This is a genomic window from Comamonas thiooxydans, assembly GCF_002157685.2.
In the GTDB taxonomy this organism is placed as follows: Bacteria; Pseudomonadota; Gammaproteobacteria; order Burkholderiales; family Burkholderiaceae_C; genus Comamonas; species Comamonas testosteroni_H.
Genome location: NZ_AP026738.1, coordinates 2602620 through 2626187 on the forward strand (window position 1 = coordinate 2602620; position 23568 = coordinate 2626187).

At 56.6% G+C, this 23568-nt stretch carries 22 protein-coding genes and 1 pseudogene; 14 read left to right on the forward strand and 9 right to left on the reverse strand.

Annotation, left to right across the window (positions count from 1 at the left end; genetic code table 11):
- The first annotated feature begins 70 nt into the window (after positions 1–70).
- A complete protein-coding gene (locus CTR2_RS11985; protein WP_087083842.1) occupies positions 71–1087 on the forward strand; it encodes a LacI family DNA-binding transcriptional regulator in 1017 nt (338 codons plus the stop codon).
- Between the two features lie 46 nt (positions 1088–1133).
- On the opposite strand, the gene CTR2_RS11990 is transcribed toward CTR2_RS11985, so the two are convergent.
- From CTR2_RS11990 to CTR2_RS12015, 6 genes are read right to left on the reverse strand one after another with little or no spacing between them, the layout of a single operon-like run.
- Complete coding sequence (locus CTR2_RS11990) at positions 1134–2132, reverse strand: Bug family tripartite tricarboxylate transporter substrate binding protein (protein WP_087083840.1); 999 nt, start codon at positions 2130–2132, stop codon at positions 1134–1136.
- A gap of 25 nt (positions 2133–2157) precedes the next feature.
- A complete protein-coding gene (locus CTR2_RS11995; RefSeq protein ID WP_087083838.1) occupies positions 2158–2508 on the reverse strand; it encodes a cupin domain-containing protein in 351 nt (116 codons plus the stop codon).
- Positions 2509–2521: 13 nt separating this feature from the next.
- On the reverse strand, positions 2522–3508 hold the full coding sequence (locus tag CTR2_RS12000) for a quinone oxidoreductase family protein (protein ID WP_087083837.1): 987 nt from the start codon (positions 3506–3508) through the stop codon (positions 2522–2524).
- A gap of 37 nt (positions 3509–3545) precedes the next feature.
- Complete coding sequence (locus CTR2_RS12005; RefSeq protein ID WP_087083836.1) at positions 3546–4445, reverse strand: beta-keto acid cleavage family enzyme; 900 nt, start codon at positions 4443–4445, stop codon at positions 3546–3548.
- Positions 4446–4463: 18 nt separating this feature from the next.
- A complete protein-coding gene (locus CTR2_RS12010; protein ID WP_087083834.1) occupies positions 4464–5228 on the reverse strand; it encodes an SDR family NAD(P)-dependent oxidoreductase in 765 nt (254 codons plus the stop codon).
- Between the two features lie 21 nt (positions 5229–5249).
- Positions 5250–6131, reverse strand: coding sequence for a dioxygenase family protein (locus tag CTR2_RS12015; RefSeq protein ID WP_087083832.1), 882 nt, complete (start codon positions 6129–6131; stop codon positions 5250–5252).
- A 413-nt stretch (positions 6132–6544) separates the two neighbouring features.
- On the opposite strand from CTR2_RS12015, the pseudogene CTR2_RS12020 reads away from it, so the two are divergent.
- A pseudogene (locus CTR2_RS12020) lies at positions 6545–6777 on the forward strand (IS30 family transposase); the annotation flags it as partial.
- A 278-nt stretch (positions 6778–7055) separates the two neighbouring features.
- Positions 7056–7790, forward strand: coding sequence for a CPBP family intramembrane glutamic endopeptidase (locus CTR2_RS12025; protein ID WP_087083830.1), 735 nt, complete (start codon positions 7056–7058; stop codon positions 7788–7790).
- An 8-nt stretch (positions 7791–7798) separates the two neighbouring features.
- Here the strand turns inward: CTR2_RS12025 and CTR2_RS12030 are convergent, their stop codons facing one another.
- Complete coding sequence (locus CTR2_RS12030) at positions 7799–8563, reverse strand: hypothetical protein (RefSeq protein ID WP_176391663.1); 765 nt, start codon at positions 8561–8563, stop codon at positions 7799–7801.
- A 651-nt stretch (positions 8564–9214) separates the two neighbouring features.
- Between CTR2_RS12030 and CTR2_RS12035 the strand changes: the two genes are divergently transcribed.
- Complete coding sequence (locus CTR2_RS12035) at positions 9215–10174, forward strand: ABC transporter substrate-binding protein (RefSeq protein WP_087083828.1); 960 nt, start codon at positions 9215–9217, stop codon at positions 10172–10174.
- Positions 10175–10189: 15 nt separating this feature from the next.
- The gene (locus CTR2_RS12040) at positions 10190–11569 is read left to right on the forward strand and encodes an LLM class flavin-dependent oxidoreductase (protein ID WP_087083826.1); all 1380 of its coding nucleotides are present in this window, start codon (positions 10190–10192) and stop codon (positions 11567–11569) included.
- Between the two features lie 66 nt (positions 11570–11635).
- Here the strand turns inward: CTR2_RS12040 and CTR2_RS12045 are convergent, their stop codons facing one another.
- Positions 11636–13237: a rhodanese homology domain-containing protein gene (locus CTR2_RS12045; protein WP_087083824.1), complete on the reverse strand. Its 1602-nt coding sequence runs from the start codon at positions 13235–13237 to the stop codon at positions 11636–11638.
- Between the two features lie 28 nt (positions 13238–13265).
- Complete coding sequence (locus CTR2_RS12050; protein WP_087083822.1) at positions 13266–13889, reverse strand: cysteine dioxygenase family protein; 624 nt, start codon at positions 13887–13889, stop codon at positions 13266–13268.
- Between the two features lie 156 nt (positions 13890–14045).
- Here CTR2_RS12050 and CTR2_RS12055 point away from each other — a divergent pair, with 156 nt between their 5' ends.
- From CTR2_RS12055 to CTR2_RS12095, 9 genes are all read left to right on the forward strand, one after another.
- Positions 14046–15074 carry an ABC transporter substrate-binding protein gene (locus tag CTR2_RS12055; protein ID WP_087083820.1) on the forward strand — a complete coding sequence of 343 codons (1029 nt, stop codon included), beginning with the start codon at positions 14046–14048 and terminating at the stop codon, positions 15072–15074.
- Between the two features lie 10 nt (positions 15075–15084).
- Positions 15085–16128: an ABC transporter permease gene (locus CTR2_RS12060; protein ID WP_087083818.1), complete on the forward strand. Its 1044-nt coding sequence runs from the start codon at positions 15085–15087 to the stop codon at positions 16126–16128.
- Positions 16122–16928, forward strand: a complete 807-nt coding sequence (locus CTR2_RS12065) for an ABC transporter ATP-binding protein (RefSeq protein ID WP_087083816.1) — start codon at positions 16122–16124, stop codon at positions 16926–16928. Before CTR2_RS12060 ends, CTR2_RS12065 begins: the two co-directional genes overlap by 7 nt.
- A gap of 43 nt (positions 16929–16971) precedes the next feature.
- Positions 16972–18099 carry a c-type cytochrome gene (locus tag CTR2_RS12070; protein WP_087083814.1) on the forward strand — a complete coding sequence of 376 codons (1128 nt, stop codon included), beginning with the start codon at positions 16972–16974 and terminating at the stop codon, positions 18097–18099.
- A gap of 116 nt (positions 18100–18215) precedes the next feature.
- Positions 18216–19337 carry an LLM class flavin-dependent oxidoreductase gene (locus CTR2_RS12075; RefSeq protein WP_087083812.1) on the forward strand — a complete coding sequence of 374 codons (1122 nt, stop codon included), beginning with the start codon at positions 18216–18218 and terminating at the stop codon, positions 19335–19337.
- Positions 19338–19365: 28 nt separating this feature from the next.
- Complete coding sequence (locus CTR2_RS12080) at positions 19366–20193, forward strand: class II aldolase/adducin family protein (RefSeq protein WP_087083810.1); 828 nt, start codon at positions 19366–19368, stop codon at positions 20191–20193.
- The gene (locus tag CTR2_RS12085; RefSeq protein ID WP_087083808.1) at positions 20190–21335 is read left to right on the forward strand and encodes an acyl-CoA dehydrogenase family protein; all 1146 of its coding nucleotides are present in this window, start codon (positions 20190–20192) and stop codon (positions 21333–21335) included. Before CTR2_RS12080 ends, CTR2_RS12085 begins: the two co-directional genes overlap by 4 nt.
- Positions 21336–21337: 2 nt before the next feature.
- Positions 21338–22339, forward strand: coding sequence for a D-isomer specific 2-hydroxyacid dehydrogenase family protein (locus tag CTR2_RS12090; RefSeq protein WP_254913369.1), 1002 nt, complete (start codon positions 21338–21340; stop codon positions 22337–22339).
- A 105-nt stretch (positions 22340–22444) separates the two neighbouring features.
- Positions 22445–23395 (forward strand): ABC transporter substrate-binding protein, encoded by a 951-nt coding sequence (locus CTR2_RS12095; protein WP_087083806.1) that lies wholly within the window; start codon positions 22445–22447, stop codon positions 23393–23395.
- Positions 23396–23568 lie beyond the last annotated feature (173 nt).

A 23568-nucleotide genomic window follows, 5' to 3' on the forward strand; every position in this document is an offset into this window, starting at 1 on the left:
GGGTAGCGAGCATCACTACAGGCTGCTCTAGAATCAATGGCTTCATCGGTAACTTAGGTTGAGCCAGAAAATGCCTGTAACCATCCATGACGTAGCTGCGGCTGTGGGGGTAAACCCCGCAACCGTGTCTCGTGCATTGCGCGGTGTTCCGGGCAAGGTGTCTGCAGAAAAACGAGCGGAGATTGAAGCCGTTGCGCGCAAATTGGGATACACACCCAATGTGGTTGCCGCCTCACTGCGAACTAAACGCACCAACATTGCAGCGATTGTTGTTCCGGATTTGGCCAATCCAATGTTTGCGCCCTTGGTCAAGGGGCTGGAACAGGAGTTGCGTAAGCACGATATGCTGGCTCTGATCACACAACCTCCTGATGGGAGGAATGAGCGAGCTGAATTGATTCGAGCTCTGGCAATGCACCAAGTTAGCGGCTTGCTGATTTTGGCAGCAGAGCAAGACGATGCCATGTTGGATGCGGCTATCCAGCAGCGGATTCCGACGGTGCTCTTGAACCGTGGTTCGGGGGATCGTCGCTTCTCCAGTGTGGTCAACGATGACCACGAAAGCGTACGTCAGGTGATTGAGCATCTGCATAGCCTGGGGCATCGGCGAATAGCACATATTGCGGGGCCAGCCTTTTTGTCTACTGGTCTGGCAAGGCGCAAAGCATTCGAGGAGCTCGTTCAGCCTTTGTGCGAGGGTACATTGCCGATTGTCGAAGCTAAGGCATTTACGCGTGAAGAGGGACTGCGGACTGGACGGCAACTGCTAGATTTGGGTCCTGGAGCTTTTACGGCAGTTTTTGCCAGTAACGATCTTCTGGCTTTGGGAATGCTGGATGCAGCGCGTGAGCGCGGGGTATCAGTGCCGCAGGAGTTGTCGGTCGTTGGACATAACGACATGCCCTTTGTCGACATCGTCCAACCGCCTTTGACCACGGTGCATATGCCGATCGCTGAGATGAGCAGGCAAGCCGCACAGATGTTTTTGGAACATGTGCGCGAAGGTGCGATGCCCGCGACCACGCGCATTCTGCAAACCACATTGGTGATCCGCAAGTCCACAGCACAGGCGCCTAGCAGTCGCTAGCGATGCCCTGCAGTCTGGTGACTGCAGGACGGACAGATGTGCCTTTTCAGTTTTGTGTGATCTTGGCTGCGGAGACGAGTTTGCCGACCTCGGTGGATTCTTTGCGGACGAAGGCATCGAATTGTTCGGGGACTACAGATGGGTAGTCTGCACCCAGGGCAACCAGCCGAGTTTTGACGGCGTCGGATTTCAGTGCGCTAGCCGTGGCTTGCCTGATCCGCTCTGCAATGGAGTCTGGCAGCTTGGACGGCGCGAAAAGACCAATCCAGAAATCATAGTCCGAGCCTGGGAAGCCAGTTTCAACTGTGGTGGGAACGTCGGGTAAGGCTGTCGCCCGATGTGGAGAACCGACTGCCAAAGCTAGCAGTTTCTTGTCCTTGATCATGGGTAGGGCGCTGGTGATGGGGGCGAAGAACCATTGCACTTGGCCTGATATGACATCGGTTATGGCCTCGGGCGTACCTCGATAAGGGACATGTACCGCTTCGATGCCCGTAGCCACTCGGAACTTTTCCGCATTCATGTGAGTGGCGCTGCCATTGCCAGCTGAGGCATACAGTAGCTTGGTCGGCTCGGTTTTTGCCTTCTGAACCACGGCCTTGACGTCTTTGAGTCCGCTTTGCGGATTGACCACAAGTACATTGGGTACCGAGGCCAACATGGCGAGCGCCTTGAAGTCCTTCACGGGGTCATAGCGCAATGCGGGATAGAGGTATGCATTGGCGACATGCCCAGCTGAGTGAACAAGAAGGGTATACCCGTCGGCGGGGGCAGACGATACCTGAGCCGCACCCAGTGTGCCGCCTGCACCAGGCTTGTTCTCCACGATGATGGGTTGGCCTAGTTCTTTGCGCATGCCTTCGCCGACAGCTCGCGCGATGATGTCGGTGGCTGACCCCGCAGTGAAGGGGACGACCATCTTGATCGGCTTGGACGGATAGGCATCCTGCGCCAGGACGTTGGGTGCAACTGCCCCTAAAGCGGCGGTGCTGACCAAGACGGTCATCAGCTTGCGTAACGGATGAGATGGGTTGAACGGGCTCATGGACTTGTCTCCTTGAAAGGTGGTCTTAGATCCTGTTGGGCATCACCAGCAGCACACGTGCGGGTGACGGTCCTGCGTTGAACAGCTGTCGCGCTTCTTGTGGCGCGATGCGGCAGCTGTCCATGGGGCCAAGCATGGTCACCTGGCTTTGGTCGCCATGGATGGCGGTGACTTGCACCTCTCCTTCCAGGCAGATGTAGAACTTCTCCATATCCGAGGCGCTGGAGGTGGTTCCCCCGCCGGGCTCGATCAGGGAGCAGCCGATCCAGACAGAGTCTGAAGGGCCCGCCTCCATGCCCTGCAGGCGCTGCATGGTCATCTGTGCATGGCCGGGGGCGCTGTAGAAAGGCGCCTGGGGAAAGGCAACGACATGCATGGCTGGCCTTTTCTTAGGGCGCGAGTACGACGCGATCCATGGAGCCGCTGAGGACCTTGCGATAGGCATCTCCTGCGCTGGACAGAGGAATCAGTGTGGTCTCATCAACATCGAAGGCCATGAGCGAGCCGTCATCGAAGCCGGGCAGCAGGCTGTTGAGTACCTGGGCACACTGGCTGACGGTGAGCTTGAGACTGTCAACACCTAGCATCTGGAGGTTTCGGCGATAGAAAGCAAGGATGTCGAAGGAGACGTTGCGCTCTATGGTTGAGATCAGAACCTGCGTGCCGCCAATGGCAAGGGTTTGCAGAGCCGTATCGAAGTAAGGGGAGCCGACGGTGTTATAGGCAATGTCGGCGCCACGTCCATCAGTTGCAGTCAACAGGTCCTGTACCAAGGTAGGGCTGTGGCTGTCAAAGCTTGCTACGTGAGATGAGGCGTGACCACGGTATTGGTCAGAACCGCGCTCCACGCCGATGACCTTGGCACCAGCACGCGAAGCAAGTTGTGCCGCAGCCTGGCCTACCTTGCCGTTGACACCAAACACAATGACGGTCTGTCCCTGACCTTTGAGGCCCGCGCGACGTAGCCCTTCGTTGGCAGTGATAAAGGGAACGCCCACGGTGGCTGCGGCAGCCACACTGACATTTTTGGGTTTACGGCTAAGGGCGCTTTGCGGGAGCACCAGATAACGGGCATGGGTTCCATCGCGGGTTACGCCCAGATCTCCACCCGTCCCCCAGACGTCTTGACCCATCCATTCGGCGGGTCCAGCCACCACACGGCCAGCAAAATCACGCCCTGGTGTGCGCGGCCAGATTGCCTGAGGCATGGAGCCGAGTGCGGCTTTGACGTCGCTGGGATTGACTGCTGCAGCGAACACTTCGATCACGGCCTCGTCAGCTTGTGGCTGAGGCTTGTTCTGCGGGACAAGGTCTGGGGCTATATCTGCTGCAGTTTCCGCTTTGGCGGACAGGCGCAGGGCTTGGAAAGTAGTCATGGTGAGGTCCTCTGTATGAAATGGGGGAGATGTCGATTTAGCGGATGAGGTGCTGGTTCGTGGGGCGCAGACCCCAGCGTTGGCGCGCTTGTTCGCTGGTGGCCAAGCTGCCGCCGAGGTCTTCGACAATGCGTCGGGCCTTGGCCACAAGCTCGGCGTTGCTCTTGGCCAGCTGGCCCTTGTCGATGTAGATCGTGTCTTCGAGACCGATACGTACATTTCCACCCAACAGGCAGGCTTGAGCTACGCACTGAAATGCATGGCGGCCGACTGCGAAGGCGGTCCATTGCGCCTGCGGTGGAATCAGAGATAGACCGAGCTGCAAGGCTTGCGTCGTGAACGGCAGCGAATAGCGCACACCCATCACAAAGCTGAACAGGCCAGGGCCTTGCAAGGTGCCGTCGGTCATCAAGTGCTGTGCCAGGACCAGGTCGCCGGTATCAAAGCACTCCAGTTCGGGCACGCAGCCGGCGTCGCGGATGACTTTGGCCATACGCCGGACGTTGGCTGGAGTGTTCATCACCACTTGCTCACCGGAGTTCATGGTGTTGAGGTCCAGAGAGCAGATGTCCGGCTGCAAGGCCGTGATGTGCTCCACGCGCTTTTCCGGCGGCAACAGCGAGGTGCCGGGCGCAAACATCTTGGGATCGTCGGAGCAGGGAATGTAGCGACCGCCAGGGCCGGTGGTCAGATTGATGATGAGCAGTGGGCGCTCCCGGCGCAAAGTCTGCACGACCTCGGCATAGTGCGTCAGGTCCATTGATGGCTTGCCGGTTTTCGGGTCGCGCACGTGGATGTGCACGGCTGCAGCGCCGGCATCGTGGGCCTCGATGCAGGCGATGGAGATCTGCTCTGGGGTGATGGGCAGATAGGCGGTCTGCTCGGGTGTAGTGAGGTTGCCCGTGACCGCGCAGGTCAGGATGGTTGGTTGGCTCATGGCAGTCTCCGGAGAGTCTTAAAGGTGACGGCCGCCGTCGGCCACGAAGATGCTGCCTGTGGCATATCGCAAGCTAGTGCAGCAGGCCTGGATGACCGCGGCCACATCGTCCGGAGTGCCTACGCGTTGCAACGCAATAGTGGCTCCGACTTTGGCGTTGAAGTTGGCATCGCGTCCTGCGACAAAGCTGCTATCCACCACGCCAGGTGACACAGCAAGTACACGGACCTTGGGAGCCAGTGTTTTGGCCAGACCCTTGGTCAGCGCATCAATGCCTGCTTTGGCTGCGGCATAGGCTAGATTGCTGCCTAGACCGGTCATGCCTGCAATCGACGAGACATTGACAATCAACCCGTCGTCGCCAGCCTGCAACTGAGGGGCGAAGGCCCGGATCGCAGCAAACGTGCCGCGCCAGTTGGAGGCGAACATGTCATCAATCAGTTCGTCGCTCAAGGCTTGTAGATTGCCAGCTGGCACAGGCTGGGTGTGGCCTGCACAGTTGACGAGAATGCGAGCAGGCCCGAAGCTGCGCTTGACAATCTGAGCGGCGTTTTCAAGCTGTGTACTGTCGGTGACTGAGGCCGTCACGGCACCATGTCCGTGGCCAGTCAGGGTTTGCAGCAGAGGCTGGGCTTTGTCGCTGGTTCCGCGATGCAGAACTACTACGCGGGCGCCGAGCGCGGCGAGGCGTCGTGCGGTTGCTGCGCCAATAGCGCCCGTACCTCCGGTAATAACGGCTACTTGGTCGTCGAGCCGGTCAAGAGGGGTAAAGCTAGAAGTCATGTTGAGGTTTTTGGGTGTGAATTAGGGAATGGGGCATTTGGGGATGCGTGTTTCACCGGGCTCTAGCCGTAGATCCACATCCAGCCTGTAGTGATTGGGGCCCGCAGGTTCGAAATGCCTGAGCAAGGATCCGACAGCGCCGAACACGACGTCGTCGTCTGCATGCGGGTCTTCGGCGTCGAAAAACTGTGTGGCTAGCACCTTGTGACCAGGCGCTACCACCAAGAAGTGCAGGTGGGCGGGGCGCATGGTGTGCCGGCCTTGCGCTGCCAGCAGCTCTCCGCATGGGCCGTCCACGGGCACGGGATAGCCTGCCGGGCGCACGCTTTCAAAAGAGAAGCGACCGTCTTGATCGGTCTCGAAGCAGCCGCGCAGGTTCATGCGAGGCTGGGATTCATCTTGGTTTTCATAAAGCCCCTTGGGCGAGGCTTGCCAGGTCTCCACCCGTGCTCCAGTGATAGGCGATCCATCCAGCGATAGCACACGGCCGTTGACCGTCAGGCGCGGACCCGGTGTATCACTGCAGGAAATGCATTCACCGTTCTTGCGTACAGGTTGGTTGGCACGCCAGAAAGGGCCGATCAGTGCGGGCTCTGTTCCGCCAGCTTCCAGAGCATGACGTGCGTCATGGAGCTGCACCAATGTCGCCAGTCCCAGGATGTCGGCCAACAGAATTCCTTCGTGCTTCTTGGGACCACTGGCTTGTCCAATGGCGACCAAAAAGTCCAGCCCCACTTCCAGCTCGGCAGGGGTGAGGTCTGCTTCGACAGCAAAGGCATGGAGATGGCGGATGCCCCTATCCAGTATTTCCTTCAGTCTCGGGTTAGCTGTTTGGGAGTTGGCGTTGAGTACTGCTGTCAGCAGCGCTTGCGGGTTGGTGGCTAGACCTGATTGTGTAAGCATAAGATCCTCATTTGGGCAATCGATTGCCTTTACTTTAAAAACAAAAAACTCATGGAGTCAAACGTAATTTTGAGTAGGATTGATAAATTTAGGGAAAACGATTGCCCTTTCCAGTAAAGATTAGAGGCACTGGAAGATATTTGGGTTGCTGCGCTAGGTTGGCCCTGATGGCACGCGCTGTCGTACAGCGGCCAGAGCAGGGGAGGATGGAGTGTTGGCATGGCCCACAACCATGCTGGTGGTATGTGGTGCGTCAGCAAGGACTGATACAAGCGATGCGCTCTACGTGGACGCCAACGAGCCATCGGCAATTGTCATTGCGATGGCTCTTGTGGACGTGCGGGCTTGTGCGATGGGCACCGCTGCACAAGAAAGCAGCAGGCTAGGGCTAGTGCGTGGGTCAGATCGAGAAGGTGTCGCACGAAGCCATCTACCGCGCGCTCCTCGTTCAAGCACGCGGGGCTTTGAAGAAAGAACGTTTGGAGCATTTGCGGCGCACAAGGGGGATGCGTCGCTCACGCCACTACACCCAGAAAACGCCCATTCATGGACGGATCGTTGATGCCGTGCCCATCAGCGAGCGTCCAGGCTGTGCATCGAGGATCGGGCAGTGCCGGGGCACAGGGAAGGCGATCTGTTGTTCGGCGATGCCTAGAGCCAGGTTGCAAGGTCAATGACTGTTGCTGCCCAAACCAGTCATTGCACTGATTGGTCCTTGCATGTCAGCTCTGCATCTCAAAGCGGTCACAGGACTGCGACGGGCTCCTAGTGACAGCTATTGCATGAGTTGAATTGGCGTTCTCGACCTGGAACAGTCATTGAAGGCGGACGAGGTCCATCAAGAAGGTTAACCAGACTCCTGAACCTCATTTGAGACAATTACTCAGCATATGGCTGCCGGTGCTGTAGCCAAGGAATCCCTGCATGAGAAGAGCAAACGATTTTCCTTACTACAACGGTTTACCAGCGCGGCTTTCCGGCTGGCAATGGTGCCTCGTTCTGGCTGGCACTGCGCTGGGCTTCGCGGTGCTCATTGCTCCGGTTCCCGGGTTTCAGGATCGTTGGGGTCAATTCGTTCCTGCGACGTTATTCGTGTTGATCCCGTTGGTGGCACTTGCGGTAGCTACGCCCAAGCATTGGAAGGCTCTTTTCCTTCGCATCAGTCGGCGAGATGTCGGCGTGATGGTTCTCATCGCCTTACTGAATCTCGTCATCAGTTTCGCCGTGGGAGTGCTCGTGATGAAGCTCCATGGTGCTGATTCGAATCCCGTGTTCAAGGCCATGGCAACCCGGAGCGTGGCCGATCAGGAGCTTTTCTTTCTGAAGACAATTCCTCAACTTCTTGGGGAGGAGCTGCTCACAATGTTGCCGTTGCTGGCACTCTTGACGCTGTTTCATAGTGCCCTCGGTTTGAGCCGCAGAACAGCCATTGTGCTTGCCTGGCTGCTTTCAGCCCTAATGTTCGGGGCACTCCATCTTCCAACATACAACTGGAACGTCGTTCAAAGCTTCGTCGTGATTGGTACAGCACGCCTCGTCTTGAGCGTAGCCTACCTATGGACTAAGAATCTTTGGGTCTCTGCAGGCGCCCATATTCTCAATGACTGGGCTTTATTTGGGCTGGCGTTGCTATTGGCTGCACTTCCAGCCCAATACTGATTGGCAGGTTAGAAGCGGCGATGGCTGTCAGCCCAGCCACCTTCATCGCAATCGCCTCGATAGTGCTCGATTCCGTCAATGTGAATTCGTCCGGAGCGTCGGTCGATGTCGACCTTGGGTTTATTGAGCCCATTCATCACATACCTTCCGGTGATGCGGTCGCGATTTACCTGTAGTTCTTCCAAATCCCACCAGTTATTGCTACCACCGGAATGAATAGGGGCGATTAGCTTGCCAGAGAGGTGAATGCGTCCGCGCTGCCCAGCGATTTCTACCTGAACTTCAGAGTCAAAATCCTGCGTTCCGTTGGTGACCTCACTGATGGGCTCATAGCGGTCACGCCTGGAGTTCCAGCGATATCCCGAATGTGACTCCACGGAAGGTTTACGACCTTCGCCATAGCAGACAAGCGTTAGGCTAGGAACTTCTCCACGCTGTTCGTCCTGACGGTTGTATGCCGTAGCGCCCTGATTGCCAGGCTGGCCACAGTTCGCTGAGGGGACCGTTTGAATTGCACTGTAGCGCCCATCTGATGTCGCGATCTGCACGCATTCGCGCTGCTGCGAACTCCACCAAAAAGCCCACTTCTCACCACGCACGGTATTTGCCTTGATGAACTGATATCCCCGGGCTTCCATCTGCGTTTCTCCAGAGCTTCCGCGAGCACCGACAAGATCGGCTAGGGCGGAGGGTACTTGAGCATGGGCACCATTGGCAATCAACAAGAGGGCGCTGAGCCCAGCGGAAACCAGAATTCTGTTCGAGGCATTCATAGCGGCATTTCCTTATAAGCAGTTATTGCTTAACTTCACGGCAAACCGGATCTCTCAAGCGCAGGGGCTTAGTCTGATTTGGGAATTTTTGCATAGCAGGCATGTCATGCGGCTATAAGCATGATTTTTGCAAAGTGATTTCCGTCGGGAAAGATCATCTCAGTTGTGAATGACCGCTCCTGGCCGATAGTGTGAGCGCAGGCATGCGCCAGGAAGCAGACACCCCGATACGCGAGCTTAGCCGCAGAAGTCAGCTGTCAGCGAGGTTCAGGAACTGCTGCTGCCCGCTATGAGCAGACACCCATAGTGCACCTCCGAACTACAGCTTCAGGCTGGTTACAGCCGTTCGACTAGGAAATGCCAATGACTGCTGAATAGCCCACCAGCGTCATTGCATCAGGGCCTTTAGTGCAGGCCTGTCCAACACCTCAAAGCTGTCGAGGAGGATGTTCTTTCAAGAGGCCAAATGCTAGGCAGGTATTGCACGAGGTATATCCATATCTGTTTTTCTTCCTTAACGCACCACGAAACAGCTTCTAGAGTCAGGACACGATTTCGCTGGCCTTGAACTTCAGGCAGCGCCGATTCCTCATCGTGAACTGCCTTATGGAACCATATTCCCCTTCCTCGCTTTCGCCCTCAAGAAGGCGCATGCTGCAAAGCGCTGGAGCTTTATCGCTGGCTGCGGCTTTGCCATCCATCGGCAATGCGCAAAGCAATTTGCGTGGTGTGACTTTGCGTGCGGCCACCTATAAAGGCGGCCACAAAACTTTGCTGGAGGCCGCAGGCCTGGCGCAAACGCCGTATCAGATTGACTGGAAAGAGTTCAACTCTGGCGTGCAGCACATTGAAGGCATCAACGCCGATGCGCTGGATTTTGGCTCTGGCAGCGAGATACCAGCTGTGTTTGCCGCGAAGGCCAAGGCCTCGGTCAAAGTGGTTGCGGTCTATCACGAAGACTTGAACAACCAGGCCACGCTGGCGCAAAAAGACTCGGCCATTTACAAGGTGGCAGATCTGCGTGGCAAGCGCGTGGGTTATGTGCGCGGTACCACCTCGCATCTGTATCTGTATCAACAGCTCAAGGAAGCCGGGCTGAGTTTTGACGATATCAAACCCGTCAATCTCTCGCCCGCAGATGGACTGTCGGCTTTTGCGCGCGGCGATATCGATGCCTGGGCCATCTATGGCTACAACGGCCAACTGGCCCGTACACGTCATGGTGCACGCATTCTCAAAACGGCGGTGGGTTATCTGTCGGGCAATTTTCTGATTTATGCCAATCCAAAGGCGGTGCAAGACCTGCAACGCCAAGCTGCCCTGGCTGATTTGCTGCAGCGCCTGCAAAAAGCCTATGTCTGGAGCAATGCCAACTTTCTGGACTACGCCAAGGCCCAGTCTGCACAAACGCGCGTGCCGGTGGGTGACTTGGTCGAAATCTATAACAACCGCAGCCAGAACAGCAGTGTTCAGGCGGTAAGCGACAAGGCCGTTTTAAGTCACCAGCGCGTAGCCGAAGCCTTTCAGTCCATGGGGGTGCTGGAAGGTTCGGCCGATGTGCGGCCGCTGTGGGACAAAACATTCAATCGATATTTAGGCGGTACAGCCTGAGGGAGGGGAAGCAAGATGAGCAAACGACAACTTAAGGCCGGTTTTGTTCTGCATGGTGTGGGGGCGGGTTGGGGAGACTGGCGCCATGAGGCGGCACTGACCGATGGCAGCGTGAATTTCGGCTTCTATCGAGAGCAGGCACGGCTGGCAGAAAAAGCGGGTTTCGAATTTCTGTTTGTGGCCGATAGCGTGCACATCACTGAGCGCTCCAGTCCACACTATCTCAACCGCTTTGAACCGTTGACGATTCTTTCTGCACTGGCGGGGGCCACCTCTCATATCGGGTTGGTTGCCACCATTACAGCCAGCTATAGCGAGCCGTTTACGGTGGCGCGCCAATTGGCTTCGCTAGACCATATCAGCGGTGGCCGTGCGGGCTGGAATGTGGTGACTTCTTGGCTGGATGGCAGTGCGCGCAACTACAGTCGCAATGAGCACTACGCTCATGATGTGCGCTACCGCCTAGCGGGCGAACATCTGGATGTGGTGCAAGGTCTGTGGGACTCGTGGGAAGACGATGCACTGGTGCGCAACAAGGCTACGGGCCAATTCTTTGACAGGAAGAAGCTACACCGTTTGGATCACAAGGGTGAGTTTTTCTCGGTGGAAGGGCCGCTCAATATTGCACGTTCACGGCAAGGCCAGCCGGTGATTTTTCAGGCTGGAGCCTCTGAGGACGGTAAAAACTTTGCCGCCTCACGCTCTGATGCGATCTTTTTTCACGCCGACTCGCTGGAGCAGGCTCAAGCCTATTACCGAGACGTAAAAGCCAAGGTGGCAAAGTTTGGGCGTGACCCGAGCAAGGTGTTGCTCTTGCCTGGCATTCGCCCCATCGTAGGACGCACTGAGGAGGAAGCGCAAGAAAAGTATCGCATTGCAGCGAGCCTCGTGCCTATTGAGAATGCCTTGGCTGCTTTGGCCCGGCCTTTCAATGACCATGACTTCTCGGTCTATCCGCTGGATGAACCCTTCCCTGATTTGGGTGACATTGGACGCAACAGCCAGCAGGCCGCCAGCGATCACATCAAAAAGATTGCCCGTGAAAATGACTGGACTTTGCGTGAGGTGGCGCAGTGGTTCGCTACGCCAAAGACGGTGTTTGTCGGTACGGCCGAGCATGTGGCCAATGAAATTGAGCGCTGGTTCAACAACGAAGGCGCAGACGGCTTTAACTTCTTTGAAGCTTTGCCTAATACGTCGCTGAAAGACTTTGTTGAGCTGGTTGTGCCTTTGCTCAAGCAGCGCGGTATTTGGCGCGAAGCTTATGAGGCTGATACCTTCCGCGGCAACCTGGGGCTGGATGTGCCCGTGAACCGCAATACGGTCAAGCGCTTGGCTCAAGAGGTGAAAGAGACTCAAACAACGCAGAGTCAACCAGAAACAGCAGTGGTTTGAGTGTTCGGTATAGATTAAAAAAGGCAGCTTGCGAGCTGCCTTTTTTGTGGGTGAGCGTAAGACAGTTCAGATCACTTTGAAACCATGGGTACCATCGCGGCCCAGTTGTTCCACTAGACCAAACTCCCAGTCCAAATAGGCCTGCATGGCTTCATGGGCGTTGTCTGTGCCTTCATAGGGCCGGCGATAGCGATCGACGCGGGGGCTGGCAAGGCGTTGCTCACCGGCTTCAACGGGCAGGCCTGTATCGGCCCAAGCCTGGTTGCCTCCCTCCAGTACCTCAACGGTTGCGCCGGTGGCCTCGGCAAACTCTTGCACCGCGTATTTGGCCAACAAGCTGCTACCGCAGGTCAGCACATAGCGATCAGCCTTGGGAATGCGGCTCAGTGCTTGTTGGAGGTCGGTTCGCAGCGCAAACCAGGCACCGGGGATATGGCGGCGCACATGGTTGGCGCTGGTGGTCAGGTCCACCACAGCAATGCTGTCTTTAGGTGCTTTGGCAATTGCATCAGCCAATGCTTGGGGCTTGATCCAGGTCACGGGCGCCGTGGGCGCTGGCAGATTATGCGCCACCGGGCTGCTGTCTGAAAAGTCAGCACTGCTCAGACCGTCAAGCACATACACATTCCAGCCCATCTGGGCCAGCCAAGAGGCCGTCATATTGGCACGCACGCCATCATCGTCAGCCAGCACGATGCGAGCGCCACGTACCGGTGCAGAGACATCGGTTTCTTGCACCAGTTGACCACCGGGCGCGCTGCGAAAGCCAGAGAGATGGCCTGCCGTAAATTCCTCGGGGCTTCTGACATCGAGCAGGTAAGTGGTGCGATCCACTTCTTTCTGCCAGTTGGCAATATCGCTGGGCACAGCGCGCTGTACGCCGGCTTTGTCTGCCACGTCGCGGGCTTGTTTGGCAGCAGCAGCTTTGTGCTCTGCAGAGACTGTGGCTGGTGCGCGGCGATCTGCACCATGCTCCAGGGTCTGGCCTGCCAGCGTCCAGCCAATCGTGCCATTGCGCAAAGCGGAAATAGGATTTGGCAGACCTGCGTTGACGAGCGACTGGGTGCCAATAATGCTGCGCGTGCGGCCCGCGCAGTTCACGATGATGCGTGTCGTCGGGTTGGGCGCCAGTTCACGGGCGCGCAAGACCAGTTCAGCACCTGGCACGCTGCTGCTGCCCGGGATGTTCATGGTTTGGTACTCGTCAAAGCGGCGAGCATCCAGCACCACGACATCGGCTTTTTGATCCAGCAAGGCCTTGACTTCGGGGGCGGGCAAAGAGGGCGTGTGACGCTCGGACTCCACCAGTTCGCCAAAAGACTTGCTGGGGACGTTGACGTCGATAAAGATTTCGCCGCCTGCATCGCGCCAACCTTGCAATCCGCCTTGCAGCAGACTGACCTGGGTAAAGCCTTGGGCTTGCAGACGCTGTGCAGCAATTTCAGCAAGCCCTTCACCGTTGTCATAGACCACGATCTGGGTATTGGGGCGGGGAATGCGCCAGCGCGCATCCAGCTCTAGTCGGCCCAGTGGAAGGTTGGCGGCAAACAGCGGGTGGCCTTGCGCAAACGGATCTTCTTCGCGCACATCAAGCAAGGCGATTTCGCGCTTGGCAAGCAAAGCTTCACGGACTTGAGCGGTCGTGGTGTAGGAAATAGGTTGAGTCATGGAGCGTGAGAAAGAAAAGTCAGTGAAATCAATGAGAGGTGGCCGCGTGCGATTCGGTTTCGCGCGATCTGTCCCAGATGTTGGGCAGCGTGGTGTTGCTGTAGCCAGAGATAAAGGCTTTTTCCTTGCCATCTTCTGTGAAGACAGAACGGTGGACTGCGCCGATATTGGCCCCATAGACATGGATGCTGATGGAGGTTTGGTCTTCAAAGAGATTGCTGACCTGGTGCACATCACCGATGGTGGGAGAAACGGCTTCCACGTCGCCCTGTGAAAGCACATGAGCGGCACCCTGAGGCTGCCATTGCCTTTCAGTGTTTTGCGCAAAGCCTTGGGACTTCTCCCCGCCGCGCAGCAAGCCGATCAAACCCCATACCGTATGGTTGTGCACCGGCGTTTTCTGACCGGGTCCCCATACAAAGCTCACAACGGAAAAGCGCTCAAGCGGATCTGCATACAGCAGGTACTGCTGGTAACGCTCTGGTGAGGGCTGGGCATAGGCATCTGGTAGCCAGTCATCGTGCTGCACTAGGTTGTGCAGCAGCACCTTGCCGCGCTTCAGTAGCGAGGTTTCTTCAGGAGCTTCGTGGACTAGCTGGGTGAATTGCGCGAGAAAGCGGCGCAGTCTTGCAGGGTTGTGGCTTGTCGTCATGGCTTTCGTTTACGAAAAGTGAAGTCTGAGCCGATTGCAGCAGAAGCGTGGCCCTGCTGGCCGAATACTTTCGCATAAGGATCTTCGTTTTTCTTCGTTGGCGTACCAGGGGTCTCTTGGGTTCAATGCAAGCTTGGCAACATAAGGGGATTGGTCATGGTGGCATTGGATCCAGCACAGCTGGGCGAGGGTAATGGCTTGGGGCGTCGTGCATTTTTGCGCACAGCGTCTGCAGCGGGAGCTTTGGGCTTGGTGGGCTTGGGGGCAAACCAGGTTTTGGCTGCTCCACCCGCGCGTAACCTCAAACTGGCCTGGAATATGGGTGCGGTTTGTCTTTCGCCAGCGCCGGTGGCCATAGAACGCGGTATTTTTGAAAAGCATGGTCTGAATGTTGAGCTGATTAACTTCAGCGGATCTACCGATCAGCTGTTGGAATCCATTGCCACAGGCAAGGCCGATGGTGGCCTGGGCATGATTCATCGCTGGCTCAAGCCCTTGGAGTCCGGTTTTGATGTCAAGCTGGTCGGCAGTAGCCATGGCGGCTGCGTGCGCTTGGTGGGATTTCAACCTGCCGGTGTCACCACGCTCAAAGCGCTCAAGGGCAAGACGATTGCTGTTTCAGACCTGAATAGTCCCGGTAAGAATTTCTTCTCGATTCTGCTTCTCAAGGCTGGGCTGGATCCTGAAAAGGATGTGAACTGGCGTCAGTTCCCCGGCGACATGCTGGGTGTGGCGGTGGAAAAAGGTGAAGCCCACGCAATTGCTGACGGAGACCCGAATCTCGCCATCATTGAGCGTCGCACCAAGGGCCTGGTGGAGCTGGCGACCAATTTGAGCGGTGAATATGCGACCAAGACTTGCTGCGTGGTGGGTGTGACAGGCAAGCTGGTGCGAAACGAAAAACCGGTGGTCGCCTCTTTGGTCAGAGCAATCAACGAAGCATCTGATTTTGTGGCCAATTACCCTGCGGAAACGGCTCGCATCTACAGCGCCTATTCGAAGGTGTCAGAGGCTGACTTGCGTGCGGTGCTGGCTACATTGACACACAAGCATCATCCGCAGGGCCAGGCTTTGCGCCAGGAAATTGAATTCTACGCACGTGATTTCAAAACCGTTGGGGTGCTGAAACCCACAACGGATGCCGCTCGCTTTGCGACCCATGTTCACGTGGATGTACTGACCTGAGGAGAAGGCTATGAGTGCGGTGAATATTTCTGCAACGCTGGAGCACTCTCTCGAGGTTAAGTCTCCGTTGTCAGTGCCTCGAACACGTAGATCAATCCAGGCTTTGTGGTTGGTTGGGTTGTCGGCTGCGGTGTCCTGGGGAGTTCTATCTGCAGTGACCTTGCTCTGGTCCAACGCAGAGGTCGGCTTTAGCGATTGGGCCTACACCACGGAGTTTGGATGTGCTGCTGCAGTTGTGGCGCTGGTCGCGTTGCTGCAAGCGATGACCCCTTTGATTGGTATTCCCGTCACAAAGCGGGTTAAAGCACTGGGGCCTTGGTTGGTGGCGTTGGGTGCAGGTTTGACTGTGTGGGAAATTGTGACCGCCAAATTGGCCAGCTTACCAACGCCATTTTTTGCACCACCTCAAAGCCTGATCGAAGTTTTTACAACGGACGCAGCCAAGCTGCTGGACAGTACCGGCAACTCTTTGGTGCTGTTGTCCGCAGGAATTGTGTGCGGTGCGTGGACGGGCTTTCTGGTTGGGGTATGGATTGGCTGGTCGCGTCAGGCCAGCTACTGGATTCACCCTGTGCTGCGAGTTCTGGGGCCCATCCCCACCACGGCTTTGCTTCCTGTCTCGTTTTTCTTCTTCCCATCCAGTTGGTCCACTGCGGTGTTTTTGATCGCGTTAGGAACAGGTTTCCCTGTGGCTGTGCTGACATGGTCTGGCATTGCCAGTGTGAACAAGAATTTTTATGACGTGGCGCGAACCATGGGGGCATCGCAGTGGTTTTTGATCTTGCGTGTGGCGGTGCCTGCTGCCTTGCCTCAGGTGTTTGTGGGCCTGTTCATGGGGTTGGGCGCAGCGTTTTCCACCTTGGTTGCAGCTGAGATGCTGGGAGTGAAGTCGGGCTTGGGTTGGTATCTGACCTGGGCGCAGGGCTGGGCAGCCTATCCCAACATGTATGGGGCGCTGATTGTGATGGCACTGCTGTTCTCGGGCCTGATTAGCTTGCTATTTTTGGTTCGTGACCGCGTGCTGCGCTGGCAAAAAGGAGTGGTGAAATGGTAGGGCGAGTTGCAGAAGTCACGCAGGCCGAAGCATCCACGGTGCGAGCGGGCGCGCATGTGCAAATCGAGGCGGTCAACCACTGGTTTGGTGACGGCGACAAGCGCTTGCAGGTGCTGGATGATTTTTCTTTAGATATTGCTCCTGGCGAGTTTGTGGCCCTCTTGGGCCCTAGCGGCTGCGGCAAATCGAGCCTGCTGCGTTTGGTGGCTGGCCTGGATACGCCTACGACGGGTGAGATACGTCACAACAGCCAGCAGATTGAAGATCCAGATCCTTCACGCCTGTTGGTGTTTCAAGATCCCACGTTGTTCCCCTGGCGCACTGTGCGTGACAACGTATTGCTAGGTTTGCAGGCCAGAAGGTTGCAGAAGACCCATGCCGCAAGGGTTGATCAGGCTTTGTCTTTGGTGGGGTTGCAGGATTTTGCGCAGGCTTTCCCGCATCAATTGTCTGGCGGTATGGCGCAGCGTGCGGCTTTGGCACGAGCCTTGGTCAATGATCCTGAGTTGTTGATACTCGATGAACCGCTGGGCAAGCTTGACTCCTTGACGAGACTCGGTATGCAGACGGAAATTGTGCAGCTGTGGCAGCGCAAAGGCTTCTCTGCGCTGCTGGTAACCCATGATGTGGAAGAGGCGCTATTCCTTGCGCAGCGCATCGTGGTGCTTTCAGATCGACCAGCACGGGTCAAAGCCGTTTTGCACAACGATCTGCCCTATCCGCGCCACCGTAGCCATCCAAAACTGACGGAGCTGCGTCACGAAGCCCTCAAGCTGCTGGGTCTGGATGCAAGCTGGTAACTTGAGAATTTGGTAATGGCGAGCAGAGCTTGAATAGGTTGGTATGACGGATGATGGAGTCAAGACCCTTTTATGGGTCTTGCACCAGGCCCAACTTGGCCTGGCAGCTTTCCTGGAAATATTGGGGGTCAGCTCTTGGCCATTCAGCCATAGGTTGGCGGCAGAGCAGCTTCTTTTTGATCGCGGTCAGGCTGCGCGCGTGGTGTGGGCTGCACTGGTCATTGCTGCATTGCTGCTGATTCTGGCTGTGGCACTGTGGTGGCGAAAGAGGCCACGCAGGCTGCTGGTGCTTGGGGCTCTGGCGATCTTGATCGCTCTGCTCACGCCATGGCCTATATGGCGTTTGCTGTTGACGCCCACCGTCCCCACCGCGTTTCACGCCAGCGCCGTGCCTTTTACCGCCAGTGCAGTGATGCAAGGGCGGCAGCTTTATCAAGCACATTGCTTGCGTTGCCATGGTGCGTTGGGTGACGGCGATGGATTGGAGGCCGATAAGCAAGCGATATGGCCACCTACTTTGAATCGATCCATCTTGTGGCGACGATTTGAGGGTGAGCTGTTCTGGAGTGTTCGCCATGGCATGACAGACAGGCATGGCGCTGCAACCATGCCTGCTGCCGATGCATTAATGACGGATGAGCAGATCTGGATGGTCTTGGGCTTTGTTCGTGTGCAAGCGGCGGGGCAGTCTCTTAAGCGTGAAGGCGTTTGGGAGTTTCCTGTGGCTTTGCCAGATGAGGCCGTGAGATGTGCAGGGCGTGGTCCAAGCAGTCAACGCCTGGATGCCTTGCGCGGGCAGACCGTGCGCCTGGTCTTTGCAGGGGACACCATGGTCAGAGAAGACCCGCGGATGGTGACGGTGTCGGTGGGCGCGACGCAAGGCATAGATTGCACAAGCGATAGTGCAGAGATGCGCCGTGCTTTGAGCATCTTGCTGGGTGTGGAGGATGGCCAGTTGGGCGGGTATCAGATTCTGGTGGATAGACAAGGTTGGCTGCGCGCGCAATCCAAGCCTGGTAGTTCCGGCTGGAGTGAAGATGATCTGGTGTGTCGCACGGCGGATGCCCTCCAGATCAGCAAGCCTGCTAGCGAGGCTGACGGCTTGCAGGCTCTGATACGCCGTATGGATGCCGAGCCCGTTCGCGCGGTGGTTGCGGGCTTCTCTCACTGAGTTGTGCCTCAGGTTTCACATGCGAAAAGCGAATGTGAAAACTCGTTTTTCTTCGTTGGTTGATTTAGGCGTTCGACCTATGGTGGAGGTCAATGATCAACTAACAAGGAATACACATGAGCGCTCAGTTCATCGGCATGATTCAGCCCCATGAAGTATCGGAAATCATTGCCAGACACGGTCCTGCCATAGATCCCGCTTATGTTCGGGCATCTGCTCAGGCCCACGAGTACGCGGGCTTTGACCGTATTCTGGTGCCTGCCAGCGGCAGCAGTCCAGATACGTTGCTGACGGTCAACTATGCCGCAGCTGCAACAAAAAATATTGACTTTCTGCTGGCACATCGCCCAGGCTTTGTCGCACCTACGTTGGCGGCTCGCCAGTTGGCGACTCTGGACCACTACACCGGTGGTCGGGTTGCGGTGCACATCATCTCGGGCGGCTCCGATGAAGACCAGCAGCGTGATGGCGACTTCTTGAGTCATGACGAGCGCTATGCGCGAACCGATGAGTACCTGGGTTTGCTGCGCCGTGTTTGGGGCGAAGACAAACCGTTTGATCACGAAGGGCGCTACTACCGCGCCAAGGGTGTGTGGTCTGAAGTCAAGCCTTTGCAGCAACCTCATATTCCGATCTACTTTGGCGGAGCTTCAGCACCTGCGCTGGAGGTTGCAGGTCGCCATGCCAATCTCTATGCACTGTGGGGCGAGTCTTTGGCTCAGGCGGGTGATCTGGTGCAGCGTGTAAGAGCCGCTGCAGCGCTCCACAAACGTGAGATCGATTTCAGTATCTCGTTCCGACCTATTCTGGGCGCGACGGAAGCCGAAGCCTGGGATCGTGCACAGCATATTCTTGAGACTACAAGGCACTTGCGTTCCGAACAAAGCTATGCCCGTGGTGGCCCGCAGCAAAGCGAGGGCGCACGTCGTTTGTTGGCCGATGCCGCCAACGGCGACCGTGTGGATGAGCGCCTATGGACGGCGATTGCCCGTGAAACAGGTGGGCGCTCCAACACCACATCGCTGGTGGGCACGGCCGAGCAAGTGGCCGATGCGCTGATCAAGTACTACGACTTGGGTATTCACACCTTCTTGATTCGAGGCTTTGATCCTTTGCCAGATACCTTGGCCTATGGGCGTGAGCTGCTGCCTCTGGTGAAGGACAAGCTTGCAAGCAGCAAACGGGTGAGCGTTGCGGTCACCCATTCATCGCCAGCCTTGCAAGCCCTGGCGGCTTGAAACTCTTTTTGAAGAAATCGAATTGTCTATGTCTACTGTTATTGCCTTGTCCGAGCAAGTGCTCAGTCAGCGACTGGAGATTAACGCCCACCCCCGTCGACAAGACTGGTTTGAAGAGCCTGCGCCGCAGCGCGGCATCCTGCAAGAACGTCAATATCGTCGTGAGCAACTTGCAATTGCTTTTCGATTGTTCGCACGCCACGGCTTGCATATAGGCCTGGCCGGCCATATTACGGCCCGTGACCCTGAGTGGAGTGACCATTTCTGGGTCAATCCATTAGGCATCAACTTCTCGCAAATCCGTGTTTCGGATTTATTGTTAGTCAACTCTGCGGGAGAAATTGTGGTGGGCAAAGGGCCGCTGAACCGTGCAGCGTTTGCGATTCATGCAGCCCTGCATGAGGCGCGCCCCAATATCGTGGCTGCGGCGCACACCCATTCCACCTATGGCAAGGCATGGTCCACCTTGGGGCGCTTGCTAGACCCGTTGACGCAGGATTCATGCGCGTTCTACCAGGATCATGCGCTGTTTGACGATTATTCCGGGGTGGTGCTTGAGACCGATGAGGGCGAACGCATTGCCAAGGTGCTGGGAGAGCGCAAGGCGGTAATTCTCAAGAATCACGGTATCTTGACAGCGGGTCCATCGATCGAAGCTGCGGCTTGGTGGTATATCGCACTAGAGAATGTTTGCCACACACAGTTGCTTGCAGAAGCGGCAGGCACACCGCAACCCATACCGCACGAGATTGCTGCATTGACGCATTCGCAAGTTGGTGGCCCTGGTGGTGCTCATCACACCTTCCGCGATTTGGCAGCCGTTATTGTGCGTGAGCAGCCGGAGGTGCTGCAATGAACGCGCCATTGAAATTACCCGAGCTGGTGCGCAGTCTGTCAGCTGATTTTGCGCAGCGTGCGGCCGCGCATGATAGGGATGCGAGCTTTCCTTTTGAGAATTTCTCGGATCTGCATCAAGCGGGCTTGCTGACCTTGGCTGCGCCCATCTCGCTTGGTGGGCAGGGGGCCACACTGGCGCAGCTCAGTGATGTGATTGGAGCGATTGGTAAGGGCGATCCTGCTACGGCACTGGTGCTGATCATGCAGTTCACTCAGCACCGCAGTTTGGGGCGCGTGGGTAATCGTTGGCCCAAGGCTTTGGCACAAAAAGTAGTGCGTGAGGCCGCTGAGAAAGGTGCGTTGATCAACGCCTTGCGTGTGGAGCCTGAGTTGGGGTCTCCTGCGCGTGGAGGTCTGCCTGCCACCATTGCACGCCAGACGCCGCAGGGGTGGCGAGTCTCGGGGCGCAAGCTGTACTCAACAGGTGCTCCGATTCTGAGCTGGTACGCACTATGGGTGCGCACCGATGAGACCGAGCCTAGAGTAGGCTATTTGCTGGTTCCAGCGGGGCTGGCCGGTACATGTATTGAAGAGACCTGGGACCACCTGGGATTGCGCGCCAGTGGTAGTCATGATGTCGTGTTTGAAGATGTGCTGGTGCCTTTCGAGAATGCAGTGGATTTGCGTCTTCCGGCCGAATGGCTTGGTGCTGATCCCCAGGCGCAGGCAGAGATTGCCGTGCTGATCTCTGCGCTTTATACGGGTGTGGCCGAGGCCGCACGTGATTGGTTGCTGGGTTTCTTGCATGCACGCAAACCGTCTTCTTTAGGGGCTTCTTTGGCGACCTTGCCGCGTGCCCAAGAAGTCGTTGGCCGTATAGAAAGCCTGTTGCTGACAAATCAGCGCTTGATCGCTGGACTGGCCAGAGGCCTGGACGATGGTGTATTTCCATCCGCGAACGAAGCAGGGCTGATCAAGAGCGTGACTACCAATAATGCAGTGCAGGCGGTGGAGCTGGCCCAGTCGCTGACCAGCAACCATGGGCTGACACGGCATAACCCCTTGGAGCGCCATTGGCGTGACGTGCTGTGCGGTCGTATTCACACGCCACAAGACGATAGCGTGTGGATTGCTGCGGGGCGCAAGGCCCTGGGGATCTGATCATGGGCGCAATGACAGACGCACCCGCCTTGGCACCTTCGCTGCGCCAGGCCACCGTGCTTAATCAATTGGGTAGTGCGGTTCTGTCTGCATCTACCGGTGTGCAGGTTCTGGATGCGGGCCAAGATTTGGCCTGGGAGCGTTGTCACGAGGCCGATGTGTTGCTGACGGCTCCACGTAATGGCTGGCGCAATGCCCCTGAAGAAAAGCCGGCAGGCTGGCCTGGGCGCCTGCGTTGGGTGCATCTGGCTTCGGTTGGCATCGATTATTTTCCCGCTTGGTTGTTTGAGGGTGTTCAAGTCAGTTGTGCGCGTGGTGTGGCGGCTGAGCCTATTGCCGACTACGTGTTTTCTGTACTGCTGGAGCAGTCTTTGGCGTTGAATGCGCGCCGTGCGAAAAACGCTGCGGATTGGGAAAGGCAATCGACTTTGGTGATCTCCCAACCCATGAGGCTGCTTGCAGAGCAAACACTGGGTATTGTGGGTTACGGTGCCATAGGTAAGGCGGTAGCCCAACGTGCAAAAGCATTTGGCATGACGGTGCAGGCTTTGCGCAATGGAAAAGGATCTGCGCAGTTGACTGAGGATGGAACATCCTATGCCAAAGACCTGTCGCAATTGCTTGCTAGCAGTGACCATGTGGTGTTGGCTTTGCCGTTAACAGCGCAGAGCAGGGGATTGATCAATGCCGATGCATTGGCGTATTGCAAGCCGGGCCTGCATCTGATCAATGTGGCTCGTGGGGGCTTGGTAGACCAGGATGCACTCAAGGTTGCGCTGGATTCAGGTCTGCTCGGCGCAGCCAGCCTGGATGTGACCGAGCCTGAACCCCTGCCAGAAGACCATTGGCTCTACGGCCACGAGAAGGTCAGGCTCACCCCGCATATTTCTTGGGCTGCAGGCGATGTGCAAGCTGCGACCCGGGACAAGTTTGCCGAGAATCTCCAGCGTTATCGGAGCTCCCAAGCTCTGTTTGATGTGGTGGATCTCAGCAAAGGCTACTGAGTTGTCTCACCGTTTTTCGCATAAGCATCTGCGAATTAATCGCTTCACCTAAAGCAACTTGACTGCTGCAATGGTTCTTGTATTTCAGACATCACGAGGACGGTTATGCAAAGAAGACAATTCCATCAAGTGCTGGGCGCTGTTTTTGCGGGTTCCAGCTTGTTGGGCGCTTCAAGTGTGGGGGCGCAAGGCAATCGCGTGCAACTGCGCGCAGGCGATCAAAAAGGCGGGTTGAAAGCCTTGCTGGATGCGGCAGGTGAGACCAAGGATTTGCCCTATGACATCAAGTGGAGTGAGTTCCCGGCAGCTGCACCTTTGGCGGAGGCGTTAAATGCCCGGGCCATTGATTTCGGCATTATTGGCGATGCACCCTTGTTGTTCAGTCTGGCGGCGGGCAGCGCTGCCAAGGCATTTGCCGCACAGCGCTCTGATGCCTATGGCACCGCCATTTTGGTGCGCCCAGATTCGGCATTCAAATCCGTCAACGACCTTAAGGGCAAAAGCATTGCCACGAATCGTGGCTCGATCGGACATTTTGTAGCGCTCAAAGCCTTGGATGCTGCAGGGCTGCCACTGGACTCCGTGCAGTTCAAATTCATTCCGCCAGCCGATGCCAAGTTGGCGCTGACACAAGGCGCGGTGGATGCGTGGGCAACTTGGGAGCCATATACAGCTTTGGCGGAAACTAGCCAGCATGCACGCGTACTGGTGAATGGACGAGGGTTGTGGAGTGGCCTGAGCTTTTTGGCTGCAACCGATGTAGCTCTAAAAGAAAAGCGTGAAGCCCTGCAGGACTTCAAACAGCGTGTCGCCAGAGCACAAATCTGGTCTTACAAAAATGCAGATGCTTATGGGCAATCGCTGGCCAAAATCATTGGCATTCCCGTGGCTGCAGCAACTCTGCAATTTGAGCGTAGAGCCATGCGTTGGCAAGATATTGATGCCGCAGTCATTGCTGACCAGCAGCGCACCGCAGATTTTTATGTGAAAGCACGGTTACTCAAGCAAAAGCTGGAGGTTGAGACGACCTTTGACAAGAGCTTTAGGCTCCTTTGAATCGGGCTGGGATTTATCAAAAAATCTGATGTCAGAAACTGGATCGCACCGCCTTCATGAAAGGTGACTACGGACTTCCAGCTTTTATCGAATGGTGCAGCCGACTACTCAAAGAAACCTGCCATTGAGAAGCTCCCTGCCTTATGGCTCGGATGACTGCCATATGGTGGTTT

What these genes read in the sequence shown, in the direction of transcription:
- CTR2_RS11985 (WP_087083842.1), top strand. Translation starts at nt 71, where the DNA reads ATGCCTGTAACCATCCATGACGTAGCTGCGGCTGTGGGGGTAAACCCC.
- CTR2_RS11990 (WP_087083840.1), bottom strand. Translation starts at nt 2,132, where the DNA reads ATGAGCCCGTTCAACCCATCTCATCCGTTACGCAAGCTGATGACCGTC.
- CTR2_RS11995 (WP_087083838.1), bottom strand. Translation starts at nt 2,508, where the DNA reads ATGCATGTCGTTGCCTTTCCCCAGGCGCCTTTCTACAGCGCCCCCGGC.
- CTR2_RS12000 (WP_087083837.1), bottom strand. Translation starts at nt 3,508, where the DNA reads ATGACTACTTTCCAAGCCCTGCGCCTGTCCGCCAAAGCGGAAACTGCA.
- CTR2_RS12005 (WP_087083836.1), bottom strand. Translation starts at nt 4,445, where the DNA reads ATGAGCCAACCAACCATCCTGACCTGCGCGGTCACGGGCAACCTCACT.
- CTR2_RS12010 (WP_087083834.1), bottom strand. Translation starts at nt 5,228, where the DNA reads ATGACTTCTAGCTTTACCCCTCTTGACCGGCTCGACGACCAAGTAGCC.
- CTR2_RS12015 (WP_087083832.1), bottom strand. Translation starts at nt 6,131, where the DNA reads ATGCTTACACAATCAGGTCTAGCCACCAACCCGCAAGCGCTGCTGACA.
- CTR2_RS12025 (WP_087083830.1), top strand. Translation starts at nt 7,056, where the DNA reads ATGAGAAGAGCAAACGATTTTCCTTACTACAACGGTTTACCAGCGCGG.
- CTR2_RS12030 (WP_176391663.1), bottom strand. Translation starts at nt 8,563, where the DNA reads ATGAATGCCTCGAACAGAATTCTGGTTTCCGCTGGGCTCAGCGCCCTC.
- CTR2_RS12035 (WP_087083828.1), top strand. Translation starts at nt 9,215, where the DNA reads ATGCTGCAAAGCGCTGGAGCTTTATCGCTGGCTGCGGCTTTGCCATCC.
- CTR2_RS12040 (WP_087083826.1), top strand. Translation starts at nt 10,190, where the DNA reads ATGAGCAAACGACAACTTAAGGCCGGTTTTGTTCTGCATGGTGTGGGG.
- CTR2_RS12045 (WP_087083824.1), bottom strand. Translation starts at nt 13,237, where the DNA reads ATGACTCAACCTATTTCCTACACCACGACCGCTCAAGTCCGTGAAGCT.
- CTR2_RS12050 (WP_087083822.1), bottom strand. Translation starts at nt 13,889, where the DNA reads ATGACGACAAGCCACAACCCTGCAAGACTGCGCCGCTTTCTCGCGCAA.
- CTR2_RS12055 (WP_087083820.1), top strand. Translation starts at nt 14,046, where the DNA reads ATGGTGGCATTGGATCCAGCACAGCTGGGCGAGGGTAATGGCTTGGGG.
- CTR2_RS12060 (WP_087083818.1), top strand. Translation starts at nt 15,085, where the DNA reads ATGAGTGCGGTGAATATTTCTGCAACGCTGGAGCACTCTCTCGAGGTT.
- CTR2_RS12065 (WP_087083816.1), top strand. Translation starts at nt 16,122, where the DNA reads ATGGTAGGGCGAGTTGCAGAAGTCACGCAGGCCGAAGCATCCACGGTG.
- CTR2_RS12070 (WP_087083814.1), top strand. Translation starts at nt 16,972, where the DNA reads ATGACGGATGATGGAGTCAAGACCCTTTTATGGGTCTTGCACCAGGCC.
- CTR2_RS12075 (WP_087083812.1), top strand. Translation starts at nt 18,216, where the DNA reads ATGAGCGCTCAGTTCATCGGCATGATTCAGCCCCATGAAGTATCGGAA.
- CTR2_RS12080 (WP_087083810.1), top strand. Translation starts at nt 19,366, where the DNA reads ATGTCTACTGTTATTGCCTTGTCCGAGCAAGTGCTCAGTCAGCGACTG.
- CTR2_RS12085 (WP_087083808.1), top strand. Translation starts at nt 20,190, where the DNA reads ATGAACGCGCCATTGAAATTACCCGAGCTGGTGCGCAGTCTGTCAGCT.
- CTR2_RS12090 (WP_254913369.1), top strand. Translation starts at nt 21,338, where the DNA reads ATGGGCGCAATGACAGACGCACCCGCCTTGGCACCTTCGCTGCGCCAG.
- CTR2_RS12095 (WP_087083806.1), top strand. Translation starts at nt 22,445, where the DNA reads ATGCAAAGAAGACAATTCCATCAAGTGCTGGGCGCTGTTTTTGCGGGT.